The organism is Ideonella paludis (genome assembly GCF_018069865.1).
Taxonomy (GTDB): Bacteria; Pseudomonadota; Gammaproteobacteria; order Burkholderiales; family Burkholderiaceae_C; genus Ideonella; species Ideonella paludis.
On record NZ_JAGQDG010000006.1, the window covers coordinates 320,982 to 338,565 of the forward strand.

At 66.4% G+C, this 17,584-nt stretch carries 20 protein-coding genes; 3 read left to right on the forward strand and 17 right to left on the reverse strand.

The features are described from left to right. Positions 1 to 8: 8 nt before the first annotated feature. From dut to KAK11_RS16715, 3 genes are read right to left on the reverse strand one after another with little or no spacing between them, the layout of a single operon-like run. Positions 9 to 458 carry a dUTP diphosphatase gene (dut, locus tag KAK11_RS16705; RefSeq protein WP_210810373.1) on the reverse strand — a complete coding sequence of 150 codons (450 nt, stop codon included), beginning with the start codon at positions 456 to 458 and terminating at the stop codon, positions 9 to 11. A gap of 30 nt (positions 459 to 488) precedes the next feature. Continuing rightward, a complete protein-coding gene (coaBC, locus tag KAK11_RS16710; RefSeq protein WP_210810374.1) occupies positions 489 to 1,727 on the reverse strand; it encodes a bifunctional phosphopantothenoylcysteine decarboxylase/phosphopantothenate--cysteine ligase CoaBC in 1,239 nt (412 codons plus the stop codon). A gap of 20 nt (positions 1,728 to 1,747) precedes the next feature. Next, complete coding sequence (locus KAK11_RS16715) at positions 1,748 to 2,506, reverse strand: UPF0149 family protein (RefSeq protein WP_210810375.1); 759 nt, start codon at positions 2,504 to 2,506, stop codon at positions 1,748 to 1,750. Positions 2,507 to 2,712: 206 nt separating this feature from the next. Between KAK11_RS16715 and KAK11_RS16720 the strand changes: the two genes are divergently transcribed. Next, positions 2,713 to 3,045 carry a c-type cytochrome gene (locus KAK11_RS16720; protein ID WP_210810376.1) on the forward strand — a complete coding sequence of 111 codons (333 nt, stop codon included), beginning with the start codon at positions 2,713 to 2,715 and terminating at the stop codon, positions 3,043 to 3,045. After that, positions 3,042 to 4,304, forward strand: coding sequence for an NAD(P)/FAD-dependent oxidoreductase (locus tag KAK11_RS16725; protein ID WP_210810377.1), 1,263 nt, complete (start codon positions 3,042 to 3,044; stop codon positions 4,302 to 4,304). The genes KAK11_RS16720 and KAK11_RS16725 overlap by 4 nt, the downstream gene beginning before the upstream one ends. Here KAK11_RS16725 and KAK11_RS16730 read toward each other — a convergent pair. The 5 genes from KAK11_RS16730 to KAK11_RS16750 all read right to left on the reverse strand — a co-directional run bounded on the left by KAK11_RS16730 (position 4,301) and on the right by KAK11_RS16750 (position 7,460). Then, on the reverse strand, positions 4,301 to 4,765 hold the full coding sequence (locus KAK11_RS16730) for a GNAT family acetyltransferase (RefSeq protein WP_210810378.1): 465 nt from the start codon (positions 4,763 to 4,765) through the stop codon (positions 4,301 to 4,303). The two genes, KAK11_RS16725 and KAK11_RS16730, sit on opposite strands and share 4 nt — an antisense overlap. 67 nt (positions 4,766 to 4,832) lie before the next feature. Further along, complete coding sequence (locus tag KAK11_RS16735) at positions 4,833 to 5,354, reverse strand: DUF1993 domain-containing protein (RefSeq protein ID WP_210810379.1); 522 nt, start codon at positions 5,352 to 5,354, stop codon at positions 4,833 to 4,835. Positions 5,355 to 5,748: 394 nt separating this feature from the next. Then, a complete protein-coding gene (locus tag KAK11_RS16740) occupies positions 5,749 to 6,612 on the reverse strand; it encodes a M48 family metallopeptidase (RefSeq protein WP_210810380.1) in 864 nt (287 codons plus the stop codon). A 37-nt stretch (positions 6,613 to 6,649) separates the two neighbouring features. Beyond that, a complete protein-coding gene (locus KAK11_RS16745) occupies positions 6,650 to 7,099 on the reverse strand; it encodes a YbjQ family protein (protein ID WP_210810381.1) in 450 nt (149 codons plus the stop codon). 13 nt (positions 7,100 to 7,112) lie between these two features. Next, the gene (locus KAK11_RS16750) at positions 7,113 to 7,460 is read right to left on the reverse strand and encodes a YbjQ family protein (protein WP_210810382.1); all 348 of its coding nucleotides are present in this window, start codon (positions 7,458 to 7,460) and stop codon (positions 7,113 to 7,115) included. A gap of 108 nt (positions 7,461 to 7,568) precedes the next feature. On the opposite strand from KAK11_RS16750, the gene KAK11_RS16755 reads away from it, so the two are divergent. Next, complete coding sequence (locus tag KAK11_RS16755) at positions 7,569 to 8,093, forward strand: hypothetical protein (protein ID WP_210810383.1); 525 nt, start codon at positions 7,569 to 7,571, stop codon at positions 8,091 to 8,093. 5 nt (positions 8,094 to 8,098) lie between these two features. On the opposite strand, the gene KAK11_RS16760 is transcribed toward KAK11_RS16755, so the two are convergent. From KAK11_RS16760 to alaS, 9 genes are all read right to left on the reverse strand, one after another. After that, positions 8,099 to 8,644 (reverse strand): nuclear transport factor 2 family protein, encoded by a 546-nt coding sequence (locus KAK11_RS16760; protein WP_210810384.1) that lies wholly within the window; start codon positions 8,642 to 8,644, stop codon positions 8,099 to 8,101. A gap of 101 nt (positions 8,645 to 8,745) precedes the next feature. Beyond that, complete coding sequence (locus KAK11_RS16765; RefSeq protein ID WP_210810385.1) at positions 8,746 to 9,297, reverse strand: GNAT family N-acetyltransferase; 552 nt, start codon at positions 9,295 to 9,297, stop codon at positions 8,746 to 8,748. Between the two features lie 291 nt (positions 9,298 to 9,588). Further along, positions 9,589 to 10,572: a dienelactone hydrolase family protein gene (locus KAK11_RS16770; RefSeq protein ID WP_210810386.1), complete on the reverse strand. Its 984-nt coding sequence runs from the start codon at positions 10,570 to 10,572 to the stop codon at positions 9,589 to 9,591. Between the two features lie 9 nt (positions 10,573 to 10,581). Next, positions 10,582 to 11,676: an AAA family ATPase gene (locus tag KAK11_RS16775; protein ID WP_210810387.1), complete on the reverse strand. Its 1,095-nt coding sequence runs from the start codon at positions 11,674 to 11,676 to the stop codon at positions 10,582 to 10,584. Further along, positions 11,673 to 12,242, reverse strand: coding sequence for a nicotinamide riboside transporter PnuC (pnuC, locus tag KAK11_RS16780; RefSeq protein ID WP_210810388.1), 570 nt, complete (start codon positions 12,240 to 12,242; stop codon positions 11,673 to 11,675). Before pnuC ends, KAK11_RS16775 begins: the two co-directional genes overlap by 4 nt. After that, entirely contained in the window at positions 12,239 to 13,636 is a 1,398-nt protein-coding gene (locus KAK11_RS16785) for a phenylacetate--CoA ligase family protein (RefSeq protein ID WP_210810389.1), read from the reverse strand. The genes pnuC and KAK11_RS16785 overlap by 4 nt, the downstream gene beginning before the upstream one ends. Beyond that, positions 13,608 to 14,117: a hypothetical protein gene (locus KAK11_RS16790; RefSeq protein WP_210810390.1), complete on the reverse strand. Its 510-nt coding sequence runs from the start codon at positions 14,115 to 14,117 to the stop codon at positions 13,608 to 13,610. Before KAK11_RS16790 ends, KAK11_RS16785 begins: the two co-directional genes overlap by 29 nt. A gap of 9 nt (positions 14,118 to 14,126) precedes the next feature. Next, positions 14,127 to 14,765 carry a hypothetical protein gene (locus tag KAK11_RS16795; protein WP_210810392.1) on the reverse strand — a complete coding sequence of 213 codons (639 nt, stop codon included), beginning with the start codon at positions 14,763 to 14,765 and terminating at the stop codon, positions 14,127 to 14,129. 2 nt (positions 14,766 to 14,767) lie between these two features. After that, positions 14,768 to 17,410 carry an alanine--tRNA ligase gene (gene alaS / locus KAK11_RS16800; RefSeq protein WP_210810393.1) on the reverse strand — a complete coding sequence of 881 codons (2,643 nt, stop codon included), beginning with the start codon at positions 17,408 to 17,410 and terminating at the stop codon, positions 14,768 to 14,770. Between the last annotated feature and the right edge of the window lie 174 nt (positions 17,411 to 17,584).

The following is a 17,584-nucleotide window of genomic DNA, read 5'->3' on the forward strand; positions in this document are numbered from 1 at the left end:
GCGCCAGCTCAGCGCGTGCCCGTGGAGCCAAAGCCCCCCACGCCGCGCTCGCTCTCGCCAAAGGCCTCCACCCGCCGGAAGGCCACCTGCACCACCGGCACGATAACCATTTGCGCAATGCGCTCCATGGGCTCGATGGTGAAGGCCGTGGAGCCACGGTTCCAGCAGCTCACCATCAACTGGCCTTGGTAATCGGAGTCGATCAAGCCGACCAAATTGCCCAGCACGATGCCGTGCTTATGGCCCAGGCCCGAGCGCGGCAAGATCATCGCCGCCAAGCCAGGATCGGCAATGTGCACGGCCAAGCCGGTGGGGATGAGCTGGGTTTGGCCCGGCTCTAGCACCAAGGGCGCATCCAGGCAGGCGCGCAGGTCCAGCCCCGCACTGCCAGGCGTGGCATAGGCGGGCAAATGGGCGTCCATGCGTGCGTCCAGCACGCGCAGGTCAACAGTGGTCATGGTTGGAATGAGGTTCAGGTCGGGTCAAGCTCAGGCCTTGGGCAGCCTGCGCGCAATGTCGGCCACCAGGGCGCGGGCCAGGGCCAGCTTGGGCGCACGGCTGCCATCAGCGGGCAAAGGCTGGTCGCCCTGGGCATCCACCAGCAGCAGTGCGTTATTGTCTTGGCCAAAGGTGGCGGGGCCGATGTTGCCCACCACGAGGGCCACTTTTTTGCGCTGTAGTTTCTGCCGGGCATGGTGGGCCACGTCTTGGCTCTCGGCCGCAAAGCCCACACACAGCGGCGGCTGGGGCAAGGCCGCCACGGTGGCCAGGATGTCGGGGTTCTCGCTCATCGCGATCTGCGGCACTTGGCCTGAGCCGTCTTTCTTGATCTTGTGCTCGGCCAGTTGTGCCGGCCGCCAATCGGCCACGGCTGCGGTGGCAATGAACACATCGTGGGCGGCGGCCAGGGGCAGCACGGCGTCCAGCATTTGTTGGGCGCTTTTCACGTTCAATCGGGTCACGCCTTGGGGCGTTTCCAGGTGCACCGGCCCGGCCACCAGGGTCACCCGGGCCCCGGCTTCAGCCGCCGCACGCGCCAGGGCGAAGCCCATCTTGCCGCTCGACAAATTGGTGATGCCGCGCACCGGGTCAATGGCCTCGTAGGTGGGGCCTGCGGTGATCAACACCCGCCGCCCCGCCAAGACCTTGGGCTGAAAAAACGCCACCAAGCCCTGCAGCAGTTCTTCAGGCTCTTGCATGCGGCCTTCGCCCACTTCGCCGCAGGCTTGCGCGCCCGAGGCCGGGGCCAACACATGCGCGCCATCGGCCTGCACCTGGGCCATATTGCGCTGGGTGGCGGGGTGGCTCCACATCTCGCGGTTCATGGCCGGGGCCAACAGCAGGGGCACGGTGTCGCGCGGGCGGGCCAGGCACAGCAGGCTCAGCAGGTCGTCTGTCACGCCAGCCACCAGCCGCGCGATGAAGTCGGCGCTGGCGGGGGCCACCACAATGGCATCTGCCTCTCGCGAGAGGTTGATGTGGGCCATGTTGTTGCCCTCGCGCGCATCCCAGGTGCTGGTGTAGACCGGCCGGTTGCTCAGTGCTTGCATCGTCACCGGCGTGATGAAGGCCTGCGCGCCTTCGGTCATCACCACCTGCACCGTGGCGCCGGCCTTGGTGAGCAGGCGCGTCAGCTCGGCCGCCTTGTAGCAGGCGATGCCGCCGGTCAGGCCCAGCACGATGTGGCGGCCGGCCAGGTCTTGAAGGTCTTGAAGGGGCTCGCTCATGCCTGCACTCTCTGGCTGCTTCACTGCATCTGTGCGCCGTGGCACTTCTTGAACTTTTTGCCGCTGCCGCAGGGGCAAGGGTCATTGCGGCCGGGCAGCTCACCCACCCGGCGCTGCGGCGGCTTGGGCTGGTGGCTCAGCCAATAAACGCGCAGGTCTTGGGCGCCGTAAAGCGCCTCCTCCACCCACTCATCCCGGGTCAGTTCCTCGCCCTCGTAGAGGTCCTCGGCCACCTCTTTCAGCTCTTCAGCATTCAGGGTCAGCGAAATGATGCGCATCAGGCATTCATCGTAGAACTGGCCGTCTTCGGTCTCCACATCGGGCTCGGGCCAATCGGCGGGGAAGTCGCGCGTGGCCTCCATGAAGCCATAGGCCCAGACCTCGCCGGTGGGCTCCAGCAGGTCCAGCTCTTCGGGCTTGATATGGCCCTCGGCGACCAAGCGTTGTTTGTCTTCGTCGGTCAGCTCGATCATCAGCGGCGCCAGGCGCATCACGTCTTCGTGCTCGACCAACTCTTCCGGGTCCATCTGCTCCAGGATGATCTCCCAGCGCTGCTCCAGGGCCGCGCGCGCGGGCACGGCCACTTCCGGGTCCGCAAAGGCGCGGGCAAACACGCCCCCGGCCATTTTTTCCAGCCACTCATCCACGGGGATGCGCCGCGGCCCCGCAGCCAGGGCCGTCATATAGCCGTCCAGCCACTCCACGGACACCGCCTCTTCAAACCCCGCCATTTGGCGGCAGACGTCGTCCAGGGCTTCGATCTCTTCGGGGGTGCTCATGCGGGGCTCGGCCACGGGGTGCTCCAGGCGGTGGGGGAAGGCCGACAGTGTCTCATGGGCAGCAGGCCGGACACCCACCGGGGCACTTACAAGCCGCCACACACTTAATATTTCATTCAGTTCTAATATTTATCATGTGCAATATGCACTTTCTTGAAACTGACAGACCCGCTGCCAGCCGCCAAGACTTCACCGGAGACCCCCTCATGCGTATTCCTCAGCTCTTAGGCGCGGCATTGGCCAGCCTGACCCTCAGCACGGCCTTGCAGGCGGCCGGCGTGTCTGCCGTCCCGGCGGGCCGCCTCTTGGCCTCGAACTGCTTTCAGTGCCACGGCACCAACGGTGCTGGCCCGGGCTTTGACCGCCTGGCCGGCAAGTCGGCCAACGAGATTTTTGAAGAAATGAAAGACTTTCAGGCCGGCAAAGAGGGCAACGGCATCATGGCCAAGCACGCTTGGGGCTACACCGACGAGCAACTGCGCGCCCTCTCCACCTGGCTGTCGCAACAACCTAAAACCGCCTTGAGGAGCGCCCCATGAGCCACCCGACCCTGAACCGCCGCCAATGGCTGATGGCCGCTGCCGCCGCTGGCCTGCTGCCCCTGAGCTATGCGCAAACCGGCCCGCTGAAGGCCAACGCCCGCGTCATCATCATCGGTGGCGGCATGGCCGGCACCACGCTGGCCAAGTACCTGCGCCTGTGGGGCACCAACATTGATGTCACGCTGATCGACCGGAACGCCAAGTACACCAGCAACATCATGAGCAGCCTGGTGCTGACTGGGCAGCGCACGATCACCAGCCTGCAATACGCCTACACCACGCTGAAGCAAAAGTACGGCGTCAAGGTGCTGACCGATGAAGTGCTGGCCGTGGACCCTGCGGCCAAAAAAGTGACGCTGGCCAGCGGCAAAGTGCTGGTGGCTGACCGCATCGTCATGGCGCCCGGCATCAGCTTTGACCCCGTCCCCGGCCTCACCGACCCGCTGGCCATGCCCCACGCCTGGCAAGCCGGTGTGCAAACCACCACCCTGCGTAAGCAACTGCTGGCCATGCCCGCCAACGGCACCGTGGTGATGAGCATCCCCAAAGTGCCTTACCGCTGCCCCCCTGGGCCGTATGAGCGCGCCTGCCTGCTGGCCGACTGGCTGAAGAAAAACAAGCGCCAAGCCAAGCTCTTGGTGCTGGACGCCAACCCCGACTTTGTGACCGAGAAGGACAACTTCTCGAACGCCTTCTTCAACCTGCACGGCAGCGTCATTGAGTACCGCACCAGCACCGAGGTGCTCTCGGCCGACGCCGCCACCATGACGCTGCAAACCACCACCGGCGCGGTGGCAGGCCACGTGATCAACCTGATCCCGCGCCAGCGCTGCGGCCCCATCGTGGCGGCCACCGGCTTGGCCAATGCCACCGAAGGCCGCTTTGCGGGTGTCAGCGTGCTGAACTATGAAAGCACCGTCAGCCCTGGCGTGCACATCATTGGCGACAGCAGCGCCACCACCCAGCCCAAGGCCGGCCACATTGCCAACCAAGAGGCCAAGGTCTGTGCAGACGCCATCGTGCGGGCCTTTGCGGGCGAGCAGCCTGACCCAGCACCCGTCACCAACTCGGCCTGCTTCTCCACCATCACCATGACGCAGGCCTCATGGCTGGAGGCGGTGTTCCAGTACGACCCGGTGACCCGCCTGATGACGCCGGTGGCCAACGCCACGGGGGCCTCCATCGGCTGGAGTGGCGACAACTTTGACCAGATGAACACCTGGTTCAAAGCGCTGATGGCGGACAGCTTTGCCTAAGCCTTGGGCGGCTCGTCGTTGACCAGACGCTTGCCCAGGCTCACCACGCCGTCATTGGTAAAGCCAATGGCGGCGTAAAAGCCCAGCACCGGCTCATTGCCCTCGCGCACCTGCAGGTTGATCTTGGGGCAGCCGGCTTCGGCCAGGCGGGCCTCGGCCCAGTTCATCAGCGCCCGGCCCAGTCCGTGGCGCTGGGCGGCGGGGTCCACCGCCAGGTAGTTGATCCAACCCCGGTGGCCCTCATAACCGGCCATCACCGTGCCCAGCACCGCCGCTTCGCTGCCAGGGCGCGCGTCCACCATCACGCCAAACAGATCAGGCTGCACCGCCAGCTTGCGGGCAATGTCCTTGGCCGGGTCGTTCCAGGCGCGCACCAAGCCGCAGCGGTGCCACAGGGCTATCACCGCCGCCTCATCTTGGGGCTCAAAAGGCCGTATCAACGGGCCTGGGGCTTGGGGCATGAGGGCTCCTTCACTTTTTCTGTGCTGTAGGCGGGCAATGCTCAAGCCTGGGGGGTGACCCGGCCAATCAAGCCAGCGCCTGCGCACCGGCCAAATAGTCAGCCTTGCCCAAGTCCACCCCGTTGTGGCGCAGCAGCGCATAGGCCGTGGTGACATGGAAGTAGACATTGGGGATGGCCCAATGCTTCAGATAAGCCTCGCCCTTCATGGTGCGCGTGGCCTCTTTGCCCACCGGGAAGGTGATGTCCTGCTCTTCGCGCCCATCAAACGCATCAGCCGGCACGGTGTCCAGCCAAGCCAGCGTCTTAGCAATGCGCTCTTGCAGTTGCGCCAACGTGGTTTCGTCGTCCGCAAACTTGGGTGCCGCCAGCCCACTCACCCGCGCCGTGCCGTTCTTGGCCGCATCGCACGCAATGCGCACTTGCGAGGCAAAGGGCAGCATGTCTGGCGCCAAGCGCAGCCCCACAAATACATCCGGGTTGAACTGCCGCATGTGGGCGTTGGCCTCGGCCTTGCTGAGGCAATGCGCCAGGTTGGCCAGGGCGGTTTTGAAAACGGGCAAGGCGGCGGAGGTGAGGGTGATGGGCATGGGGGCAAGTTCCTTAGGTATGTCAGTGGTAACTGAGGGGCCATCTTAGTCAAGGACTGCACCGTTTGCTCAGTGAGGGCCAAGGCCGCTCTCAGAAAGACAATAGCGGTGCGTTCCTTCGCCCTTTAGGGCTGAGCCGCATAGCCGTGGCGTTCTAGTGCCTTGCTGATGGGCATTGCTGACCAGCGCACAAGAAACTTGAAAGCGAGCGCGCCATCCATGACGCCATGCATCGTCAAACGCACGCGGCCGAGCACAGGCCTCGACGATGGAAGAACGATACATCCCGCCTAACTTTTCGGACTCGTCTTTGGCACAAATCCGATGCAGTCTGACCGCTGAGGAAAAGGGCTCCTCACGTGTTTGTTATGCCCTGTGTGACTAGCCGCAACGCTCAGAGCCCTGCCCACTCCCTCACCACCCCCGGCAACTCCGCCGCCGCGCCCTCCACCGCCACGCCTTGCCCGCTGGCCCATTGGCGGGCGGTGTGGTGGCGGTCTTGGGTGTGGGGGTGGCTGTTCAGCCAGGCGGGGGCTTGGGGGGGGGGCGTGGTGGCCTGCTGGGTTTGCAGGGTGGTGAAGAGGCGCAGCACGCCGCCCACATGGCCATAGCGCTGGGCCACGGCGCGGGTGGCGTCGGCGTCGGCTTGGGCTTCTTGCTCGCGGCTATAGCCTTGCAGCAGCAGGCCTGCGCCTTGGCCCAAGGCGCCGCTGGCCACCTCGCTGCCGGCGCTGGCCGAGAACACGCTGAGCAGCAGGGCCACGCCCACGCCGCGGCCCATGCTGGCGGCCACGTGGCGGTGTTTGACATGGGCCATCTCGTGGGCCAGCAGGGCGGCCAGTTCGTCTTCGCGCTGCATCTTGGCCAGCAGGCCTTTGAAGACCACGATGCGCCCGCCCAGGGTGGCATAGGCGTTGACATGCGGCTCGTCTTGCACGCGCACCTGTATGGGCATGTCGGGCGGCACGCCCAGGGGCTGGCGCAGGCTGTCGGCCAGGGCTTGCAGGGCCTGGTTGGCGGCTTGCTCTGGGGCCGGGCGGCTGGTGTCTGGGCCGGCGGGGCCCCAGAGTTGCTCGGCCAAGGCCACTTCATAGGCAAAGGGCACGCGGGGCGCCAGCCAGGTGGCGCCCACATGCAGCAGGCTCACCAGGGCCACCAGCACGCCCACCGTGCCCAGCACCAGCCACACGGCCTCGGGCAGCAGGCGCTCGGGTTGGGCGTTGATGCCTTCGGCCGGGGGGCGGTTTTCAAACTCCATGGGGGTGGTTGGTTGGGGGCTGAGCGGCTGGGCGCCTTCAAGGCTTGAGCGCGGTGCCGTAGGCCAGCACTTCCATGCAGGGGGTTTGGCTGCCCGCAATGCGCGAGCTCTCAAACCGCAGGCCAATGACCATGGTGGCGCCTTGGGCGGCGGCCTCGGCCTTGAGGCGCAGCAGGGCCTCGCGGCGGCCGCGCTCCATCAGCGTCTCATAGCTCTTGAAGTTGCCGCCCACCAGGTTGCGCAAGCCCGCGACAAAGGTCTTGAAGTAGTCCGAGGAGACCACCACGCTGCCTGTCACCAGGCTGCTGCGGTGCTGGGCCACGCCGGGCGGTGGCAAGCGGGTAGAAAACACCAGCACATGGGCCAGGGCTTGTTCGCGCTCTCGGATGGAGGCGTAGTGCCGCTTCTCCAAGATGCGGCCCACCACCCAGCCCAGTAACACCAGAATGAGCGGCAGAATGAACTGCGCAAAGTTGAGCCATTGCATGAGCGGGCTCCGATCAGGCTTGAGGCGGCTCGCCGCCTTCTGCCGCAGCCGCCACCACCACGGCCGAGCCATAGGCCAGGATCTCGGCCGCGCCCATGGTGATGGAGGTGCTGGCAAAGCGCACGTTCAGCACGGCGTTCGCCCCCATGGATTGCGCCTCGGCGACCATGCGGCGCACGGCTTCTTCGCGAGCGTCTTGCATCAGCTCTGTATAGGCCTTGAGCTCGCCGCCGACGATGTTCTTGAGCCCGGCCAAAAAGTCTTTACCCACATGCTTGGCCTTGACGGTGCTGCCTTGGGCCAGCCCCAGGTGTTTGACGATGCGCTGGCCGGGCAAGGCTTCGAGGTTGGAGACAATCATGGTGTTTGTGGCAGTTCAAATGCGTTAGAGAGGGGTGGGGCCAGTATGCCAGCGCCCTCCCCGGCGCTACTGCCCCCTCCAGAACAGCAGCCAGAAAGTCGTTGAACCATGCACGCCCACACCACCACCCCGCCCTCCCCTGTTGAAGCCTGGGCCCAGCGCTTGGCCGGTGGGCCGCACATTGCGGGGGCGGTGTACGGCACCATCATTGCCATGGCGGTGATGGGCGCCTGGCTGGCGGACCCGACCTCTGGCGCCTGGGAGACCCTGGCCAGTGTGGCCGCCACCTTGGTGGTGTTTTGGATTGCCCACGTGTATGCCCATATGGTGGGCCAGGGCCTGAGTGGGCCGCAGGGCGTGGCGCATGAGTTGAAGCACGCGCTGCAGCATGACTGGCCCATTGTGCAAGCCGGCCTGCTGCCGGCGCTGGTGCTGACGGTGGGCGGGCTGGAATGGGTGGATGAACGCCTGGCCATGAAGGCCGCCATCGCCACCTCGGGCGCGGTGCTGCTGGCCATCAGCCTGGCCATGTCGCGCGCAGCGGGCCGCTCTTGGGGCACCTCTGTGCTGTTGGCCCTGTTGCTGGTGGCCTTGGGTGTGTTGGTGGCAGTGTTGGAGGTGATGCTGGGTTGAGCCACTCAGCGGTGGTCAAAGCTCAAGACCCGATACAGCTTCCAGCGCCCTTCCACCAACAGCCAGGTGTGCACAAAGCGCGCGCGTGAGCCATAGCGCGGCGCTTGGCCTTTGGTGGTTTCAAAAAACTCATGCTCGCCCATCTGCACGGCGCCATAGAGCTGACCATTGTTCTTGAGCGGATAGACCTGCATGCTGCCGGGAATGAGCCTGCGGGTGGATTGATAGTCCGCGCGGCCACACAAGCCGGTGCTGAAAGACTGCAGAAAGTCATCGTGGCGGCTGGTGCCGCTGAGGTCGTGCATGAACTCCAGTTCGGGGTGCAGGGCGCTGGCCATGGCGGGGATGTTGCAGCGGTTGAAGCCTTGCTCAAACATCTGCTCGTCCATGGCTTGCAGGCTGGCGGCCAGGGCTGCGGGGGTGTTCAGGTCTGCTGCAGGCTGGAGCGCTGGCGATGCAGCGCTGGTTTGGGCATGGGCAGTGCTGACGGCGGCCGCTGCGGCCCACAGCAAGAGCACGATCCTCCAGGGGTCGATGGCCGGTGTCGTCATGGGCTGGGGCTCCAGGCAGTGAGTGAACGCGCAGTGTGGCCCACAGCGCACGCCCCGTCTGCCCTGAGGCGACAGGACGGCGCTGGGGCCGATGGAGGGCCTTATTGCGGCAGTGCCATGGGCTCTGGCCGCCAACGCGCCATGTTCAGGCAGTCGGCATATTCACCGTGGCGGATGGCATAGCCGCGCAGGCGGCCCTCTTCCACAAAGCCGTGGCGTCGGTAGAGCGCAATGGCGCGGGCGTTGTCGGCAAACACCGTCAGCTCAATGCGCTGCAGCGTCGTCCAGTGGTCCGCGTAGTCGGTCAGCGCAGCCATCAGCGCGTCGCCCACGCCTTTGCCTTGTGCGGGCACGGCCACGGAGATACCCAGGCCGATGGCATGCCGGCGCCGCAGCAGGGGCGAGCTGCCAAACAAGCCCGCACTGGCCACCACCTGCCCGCCCAGTTCTGCCACCAGTGAGATATCCATGCTGCCCGGCGCCACCGGGGTGGACAGGCGCTCGCGCCACATCGCCTCGCTGGGGTGCGGCAGTTGCAGCAGTTGGCCAAACACCGCAGGGTCCGCCATGTAGGCGGCCAGGGCTGCGGCGTCGTCAGGGCGGCTGCGGCGGATGTTGATCTCAGAGGATGGGGCAGATCGGGCGGGTTTCACATCAAAGCTCCTTCAGGGTTTGGAGGCACAAACAAAAGGCTTGCTGGTTGGCGGGCAGAAAAACAAAAGGCCCGCTGGTGAGCGGGCCTTGGTGGGTGGCAGGGTCACTGCCGGGAAAGCTGCGGGCTCGCTACGCGCTGGAGGGGCTTGGGGTGTGAAACATCGTCTGGGTGACGATGGCGCACACGTGCGCAAACACACCACCAAAGAGGTGGGCCGCTAGCAGGGCCAGACGGGGAGTGGTGTGCAGAGAGCTCATCAGGCCAGTATGAGGGGCCGGCTGCGGGCTTGTCAATGCGATGCGGTGCCAGGCACGGCCAACGCGTTGCGCAGAACCTGCAGCAGCAACGCCTCTGAAGCTGCCAAGGCCGCAGGCTGGCCGCCCACATGCACGCCTTGGCCCGGTCGGGTGCCGTTGGGCACATCGCGGCGCAGGCGCACTGGGGCGGTGCTGTCAAAGCCATGCACTGCGCCTTCAAACAACTGGGCTTGTACGGCATGGGGGCCTTGGGCTTCGCGGGCCAGGGCCACGCAGGGCTCGGGGGCGGTCCAGTCGTCGTCGGCGCCCAGCATCAGCCACAGCGGCGCACTGGGCTCAAAGCCGCGTTGGCGCTCAGCCTCGCAACCGGGGTAATAGGCCACGGCGGCGGCGGGGCGCACCGGGCTTTGGCGCACCTCTGGGTAGCGGGCGTTCAGCGAGGAGAGCACCGCACTGCCGCCATGCGACCAGCCCATCAGCGCCAAGCGCTGTGGGTCCACCCCGGGCTGTTGGGCCGCCCAGCGCAGCGCCGCCAGCGCATCGGCCCGGCGGTGGCCTTGGTGCACACGGCGCTGGCTCAGGCGCTGAGTGCACAGCTCACGCTCGCCACGGGGTGTGAGCGAATCGACGATCAGCACCTGCCAACCTTGGGCATGCAGCAGCGCGGCATAGTGTTTGAAGCGCGTCGACAAAGCACGCTCACTGCCCACGCGCTGCTCGCCCCGCTCAGACCCGCTGAACATGCCCCCGCAGCCATGCAAGAGCACCACCAAGGGGCTGGGCTGCGCGCTGGACACCGGCCACCACCATGCAGGAAGCATCGGGGTGGTGGCGTCGCCCGAGGGCAGCTGAACCCATTGCGGCTCGAACGATGTGGGCGGCGCCGCGGCACTGGCGGGTGGCGCGCTGGTGCTGTCGTGTGGGGCGACTTCGGGCCAATGGCTGCATCCCACCAAGGTGGCCCCTAGAAGCAGCAAGCCCAGCACGGGCGTCAGACGAGAAGGCATGGAGCGCATGGGCCGATGCTACGCCGATGGGCCGGGCCGCTCACTCGGCTCCAGCGCTGCCAGCACCGCCGCCACACGGCCGGCCACAGGGCCTCGCACGTGCAGATAGGGCATGCCCCGCTGGGCCAGCGCCTGCAGCGTCCAAGCATGTTGGCCTTGCTGCCAGCTCAGGTCGCGCCGAGTGCCGTCTTGCACCAGGCCAAAGTCCGGCTCACACAGCACGTTGAGCGCATACGGGCGCAACGCCCAAGGCCGCAGTGCAGACGCTGCGGGGCTGCTGTCCAGCTCGGCATAGCCCAGTGTCGTCAAGGGCGAGGTGTCGCAGACCAGCACGCGCCCGCCCGCGCGGGCCACGCGCAGCGCGGCCTCGTCTTCCAGGCGGCATTGCTCCTGGGCAATTTGCAGCAGGTCGTCGGGGCCGAGTTGTCCGCCCCGCTGCTCCCACCACTGGCGGCCAAACTCGGGCACCCATTCGGTGTGCAGCGCCTGGGCCAAGGCCTGCGCCAAGGTGGTCTTGCCGCTGGACTCGCCGCTCAGCAACACCACACGAGGCAGCCAGTCGGCCCAGACTTCGGGGGCCAGGTGTTGGGCATGGGATGCGGGCTGGGCGCGAATGCGGCTGGCAGAGATCGGGTGGGCGCTTCGGGCTTCATCCACAAGCACCGCCTGCATGGGCTGGCCCAAGGCGGCAGACAGCACGCGGGCGCAGGCCGGGCCCCAAGGCTCGCTGCAAAACAGGGCCTCGGGCGACGCGTACAGCTCAGCCCTCAACACCGCCGTTATAAGCCATGCCAAATAGTGCTGATGACTGGCATCGTCGGCGTCATTTTCAGGCATGGGGCGACACGCCAAGCCCAGGGCTTGGCAGCGTTGGGCCACCCAGGCGTCGTCAAAGGCCAGTGCCCTCACGTTCGCGTGGCGCTGGGCCGCGCGGGCATCGAGCCAGCTTTGGCGCCGGGTTCGGCTGCAGCCGGCCTGCTCAGGTTGGCTGTAGCCCAACACCAGCAGGTGCTGGCAGGCCTGTGCGGCCTGCTCGATCAAGAACTCATGGCCCAAGTGCAGCGGAGAGAACTTGCCGACCACCAGGCCTTGCTTGAAGCGCGGTGGGATCATGCGCCCTGCCCAGGCTGCAGGCGCCACTCGCGCCACCAACGCCATCCCCCCCACCACGCATTGAGCCAATAGGCGGCATAGAGCACGGCGGTGAGGTGCAGCTCGCGCTGCCAAAACAGCGGCACGCTCAAGGTGTTGACCAGCAGCCAAAAGGCCCAAGTCTCCAGGCGGCGCGTCATCAGCAGGCCTTGGGCCACTAGCGAGAGGCTCATCACCGCCGCGTCTTGATACGGCAGGAAGGCCTGGGTGTGGTGAAACAGCAAGCTGCCATAGCCCCAGGTGAGCAAGCCTGCGGCCACCGCCAGGCCCAACAGCAAGGGCCAACGCGTGCGGGTGATGGGGCGCGGCGTGGCGGCCACCCCGCGCCAGTACCACCAGCCCCAGAGACTGCTCAGCAGAAACAAGCCTTGCAGCGTGGCATCGGCATAGAGTTGGTTTTGATAGAACAGCACCCCAAACAAAGCGCAGCCAACGACACCTGTCCACCAGGTCGCCACATGATTGCGCGCAGCCAGGAAAATCGACAAGGTGGTGACCGCGTTGGCGGTCATCTCCAAAGGGCTCATGTCTCGTCTCGCGTGTATTGGCGGACCTTGTCGTCTGCCGTCAAGGCGCTGGTGTGCAGCGGCCAAGGGCCTAGCAAATGCCGCAGGCCCTGCTCAATCCCTTGCAGCGTGGGGCCGCTGGGCAGCGGGTCCAGCCGCAGGTGCAGGGCACCGCTGCTGGCCTGATGCACCGCCCAACGGCGCAGGGGGTGGCGCTGCAGCAGGTGGGTCAGCTCGATGTTGTTGAGCCACTGGCCTTGGGTGGTGACAAAGCGCACCGGGCTGCGGCCGTGCAGGTCGGCCAGCATCCAGCCGCTGGGGCGGCGCACCCAGCGGGCATGGTCACCCGTACGGTAGCGCAACAGAGGCAGCAGCGGGTTGAAGCCGCCGGTCAGCGTGATCTCGCCCAGCTCGCCTTCGGGCAGTGCTTGGCCCCGCTCGTCGACGATCTCGATGAACAGGCCCGGCTGCAAGGGCTGCCAAGCCTGCTCTGCCGGGTGCCACACGGCCATGGGGCCGGCCTCGTTCATGGAATAGAGGTCCAGTACGGGGCAGGCCAAGCGCGCCTCCAGGTGCTGGCGCAGGCCCTGGCTCAGGGCCATGGAGGTGGAGAGCAGCGCGCGCGGCCGGTGCTGCAGGGGCAGCTGGGCCAGCTCGGCCAAAGACACCGGGTCGCCTGAGATCAGCTCCGGCGCCAAGGCGTCCAAATAAGCGGCGCGGTCCTCGGGCTGGCGCCACTCGTGCGGCGCCAGGTTGAGCTTGACCACGCCGCAATCGCCCTGCAGCGGGTTGACCGAGGCATAGGTGAAGCAGCGCTGCTGAAAGCCGGCCAGCACCACCCCCACCTGCCCTGCGCCCGCCCGCAGGTGGATGCCAAAGTGCGCCAGGGCCCGCTGGTGAAAGGCGCGGTAGTCGGCCGCCACGCTGGGCAGGGACGGCACTTTGAGCGGGTGGCCGGTGGCGCCCGAAGTGCTGAAACAGATCAGCGGCTCTTGCGCCGCGCGGGGGTGGGTGGCCCAAACATGGCGGGCCAGGTCGGCGCTCAGGTCGGCACGCTGATGGGTCGGCATTTGTGGCCACGGCAAGGGCCTAGGGGCCAAGCCCGCCCAGGCCGGGATGTGGCCCCAGCGGCGGGCCAGCCAGGCATGCAGCCACCAAGGCCGGCGGCCCGGCAGGCCGGGCGGTGGCAGCGGCGCGTGCCGCCACAGCACTTGGCGCCAGCGGCAAGCCTGCTGGGCCGCCGCCGAGAGGCGCGGCCCGCTTTGGTTGCGAAACAGCGGGGCCTGAGGGTGCTGGCACATCCGGCGCCAAAGGGCCAGGCCTTGCGGGCTGAGCGTGGGGAACAGGGCCGCAGGCGGCTCGCCACTCAAGGCCGCCCAGGCGCCCTCATTCCCGGGTGTATTTGTCTGCGCCATCTTGGGCATCGGGCTCGTCGAGGCGGGCCTGCCATTCAGCAGTCGTGCGGGCTAGAGGGGGCGGCGGCGCAGGCTTGGCACTGCTGCGCACCAAGCCCCACATCAGTGATCCGGCAGAGAGCCACAGCAACAGGCTGGCCAGTGGTGTCATCCAAGCGGTGCCAAGCTTGGCCAGCAGCATGCTGGCCCCCACCACCCCCATGACGAAGGCCCAACCCGCGCGGTTGGAGTCCAGCACCAGCATCACGGCCGCGACAGCCAACAGCAACCAGCCCATGCCGGGCGAAGCGCGCCACAGGCCCATCAGCCCGCCAGTCAGCGCCAAGACTACGGCCAAAAAGGTGGCCGAGATGGCGCAGGCCACGGGCCCTGTCGGCAAGACTCGGCGTTTCTCAGCCTGATGCACGGCAAAGCCCAGGCCCAAGACCCAGCAGAACCACATCCACCAGGGCATGTGGGCAAGGTTCAGCAGCTCAGCCACACCAGCCCCTTAGGCAGCGGGCGGATCGTCCTTGCCGCGGGTGGGGCTGGGCAGTGGCATCGCGGGCTCATCCACCGTGCGCGCCTCCACGTCCACCACCTCGCTGTCCACCGGCCCAGGGCCGGGGCGCTGCCAGGCAAAGCCGCCTCTGAAGCCGCCTTTGCCGCTGCCGAAGGCAAAACCGTTGGCGGCGGCCGGGTCGGGCTTGGTGAAGAAGCAGCCCCAGATCGTCAGGGCCAGCGCGATGAGCAACAGAATGCTGTTGATGGCGCGCAGATCGAGCAGCAGCCCGAAAAACGCCGTTAAGGCCACGAGGCCAAACAGCGGCCAGGAGATCAGCGCCAGCATCATCACGCCCCACCAGCCCTTGCGGGCGGCAAAGGCCGTCAGCACGGGGGCCAAGGCCACGCCGATGACCGCCGTGGCTTTGGGGCCGGGGTAGATGCCCACCAACTCACGGCCAAAGCTCAGCACGGCCGCAAAAACGAACAGTGCAAAGCCCGCGCCGCGCAGCTTGAGGGCCAAGGCTGAGCGCGGCATGCCGCTGCGGGCGTTGACCCAGAAAAAGGCGGCCAGCCAGACCAGCCACCAGACAAAGTGCATGTCTGAGAGCTGGGCCAGGCTGCTCCAGGTGGAGGAATCAGGCATGCTCAAACGCGCTCGGCCACCCAGCCACGCACCGAGGCCAGGGCCTCAGGCAGCTTGCTGGCATCGGTGCCGCCGGCCATGGCCATGTCAGGCTTGCCGCCGCCCTTGCCGCCCACTTGCTGGGCCACAAAGTTGACCAACTCACCGGCCTTGACCTTGCCCAAGGCGTCGGCCGTCACGCCGGCAGCGATCTGCACCTTGGCGCCGTCCACGGCCGCCAGCACGATGGCCGCCGTCTTGAGCTTGTTCTTCAACTGGTCCATGGTGGTGCGCAGCGTGGCGGCATCCGCGCCTTGCAGCGTGGCGGCCAGCACTTTCAGGCCGTTCACATCGACAGCTTGGTTCACCAGCTCGTCGCCCTGGGCCGAGGCCAGCTTGCCCTTGAGCGCGGCCACTTCCTTTTCCAGGGCGCGCACTTGGTCTTGCAGGCTGCCAATGCGCTGGGCCACTTCGGCCGGAGCGGCTTTCAGGGCGCCGGCCACGTCGTTGACGGTGGCTTCCAAGTTTTGCAGATAGGCCAAGGCGTTGTCGCCGGTGACGGCTTCGACACGGCGGATGCCGGCGGCCACGCCGCTCTCGGCCACGATCTTGAACAGGCCGATGTCGCCCGTCGCCTTGACGTGCGTGCCGCCGCACAGCTCTTTGGAGCTACCGATGGACAGCACGCGCACGGTCTCGCCGTACTTCTCGCCAAACAGCATCATCGCGCCGCTCTTTTGCGCGTCGTCCAGGGCCATCACCTGGGCCTGGGCTTGGGCATTGGCCAGCACTTCAGCGTTCACCAAGGCCTCCACCTGGGCGATCTGGGCCGCGGTCATCGGGGCGGTGTGGGCAAAGTCAAAACGGGTGCGGTCGGCGTTGACCAAGCTGCCCTTTTGCTGCACATGGCCGCCCAGCACTTCGCGCAGGGCTTTGTGCATCAGGTGGGTGGCGCTGTGGTTGCGCACGGTCTTGGCGCGTTGCTCGACATTGACCTTGGCGGTGAAGACATCACCCACCTTGACGCTGCCTTCGGCAATGTGGCCATGGTGGCCAAACACATCGGCCTGGATCTTGAAGGTGTCGCTCACCTCGACCTTGGTGGAGGCATTGCGCAGCTCGCCCGCGTCACCCGCCTGGCCGCCGCTCTCGGCATAGAAAGGCGTGTGGTCCAGCACGATGACGGCATCGTCACCGGCCTGGGCCTCGGCCACGGGGCTGCCGTCCACATAGACGGCCACGACCTTGGAGGTCTCGCACACCAAGTGCTCATAGCCATGGAAGGCGGTGGCGACACCGCTGTACTCCAGGCCTGCCGCCATCTTGAATTTGCCGGCGGCGCGGGCTTGCTCGCGCTGGCGGTTCATGGCCACTTCAAACCCGGCTTGGTCCACCGTCACGCCGCGCTCGCGGCAGACATCGGCCGTCAAATCGACCGGGAAGCCATAGGTGTCGTGCAGCTTGAAGGCGGTTTCGCCGTCGATCTGCTGGGCGCCGGTGTTCAGGGCGTCTTCCAGAATTTCCATGCCGCGGGCGATGGTCTGGAAGAAGCGCTCTTCTTCTTGCTTCAGCACCTCAAAAATGCGGTTAGCGCCTTGTTTAAGCTCAGGATAGGCCTCGCCCATCTCCACGGCCAAGGGGTGCACCAGGGTGTGGAAGAACGGGGCGCGCGCGCCCAGCTTGTAGCCATGGCGAATGGCGCGGCGGGCAATGCGGCGCAGCACAAAGCCACGGCCAGCGTTGCCGGGGATCACGCCGTCGGCCACCGTGAAGGAGCAGGCGCGGATGTGGTCGGCAATGACCTTGAGGCTCGGGCTGTCGGCGTCGCAACCCGCCTCGCCGGGCTTCACGCCTGACGCGAAGTCCACCGCGTTCTTGGCGGCGGCCAGCAGCTTGACGAAGAGGTCGATCTCGTAATTGCTGTGCACATGCTGCAGCACCGCGGTGATGCGCTCCAGGCCCATGCCCGTGTCCACGCTGGGCTTGGGCAGCTTGTGCATCACACCGTCTTCGGTGCGGTTGAACTGCATGAAGACGTTGTTCCAGATCTCGATGTAGCGGTCGCCGTCTTCGTTGGGGCTGCCCGGGGGGCCGCCGGCCACATCGGGGCCGTGGTCGTAGAAGATTTCGGTGCAGGGGCCGCAGGGGCCGGTGTCGCCCATCATCCAGAAGTTGTCGGACATGTAGCGGCCGCCCTTGTTGTCGCCGATGCGCACAATGCGCTCGGCGGGCACGCCCACCACCTTGTTCCAAATCTCATAGGCCTCATCGTCTTCGGAGTAGACGGTGACCCACAGCTTCTCGGCCGGCAGCTTGAACTCTTTGGTCAGCAGCTCCCAGGCATATTGAATGGCGTCATGCTTGAAGTAGTCGCCGAAGCTGAAGTTACCCAGCATCTCAAAGAAGGTGTGGTGCCGCGCGGTGTAGCCCACGTTGTCCAGGTCGTTGTGCTTGCCGCCAGCGCGGATGCACTTCTGGCTGGTGGTAGCCCGGCTGTAGGGCCGCTTGTCAAAGCCCAGGAACACATCCTTGAACTGGTTCATGCCCGCGTTGGTGAACAACAGCGTCGGGTCGTCCCCCGGCACCACGGGGCTGGAGCCCACAATGGTGTGGCCCTTGGACTCGAAGTACTTCAGGAACGTGTTGCGGATCTCGGAGGCTTTCATCCGGCAGTCTTTCAGCGCTGTGCCACCACGCGCAGCGCAGCAGGCATTTGAGAGGTTGGACGGGGCCTGACACGAAGGCCGAGAGGCCACCGTGAGGCGAAGCGACGATTATAGGGAGCGGCCCCACGGCCCCCTTGTTTGATGCCCTGAGCACCGGTGCTTTGGCGCGCCGCT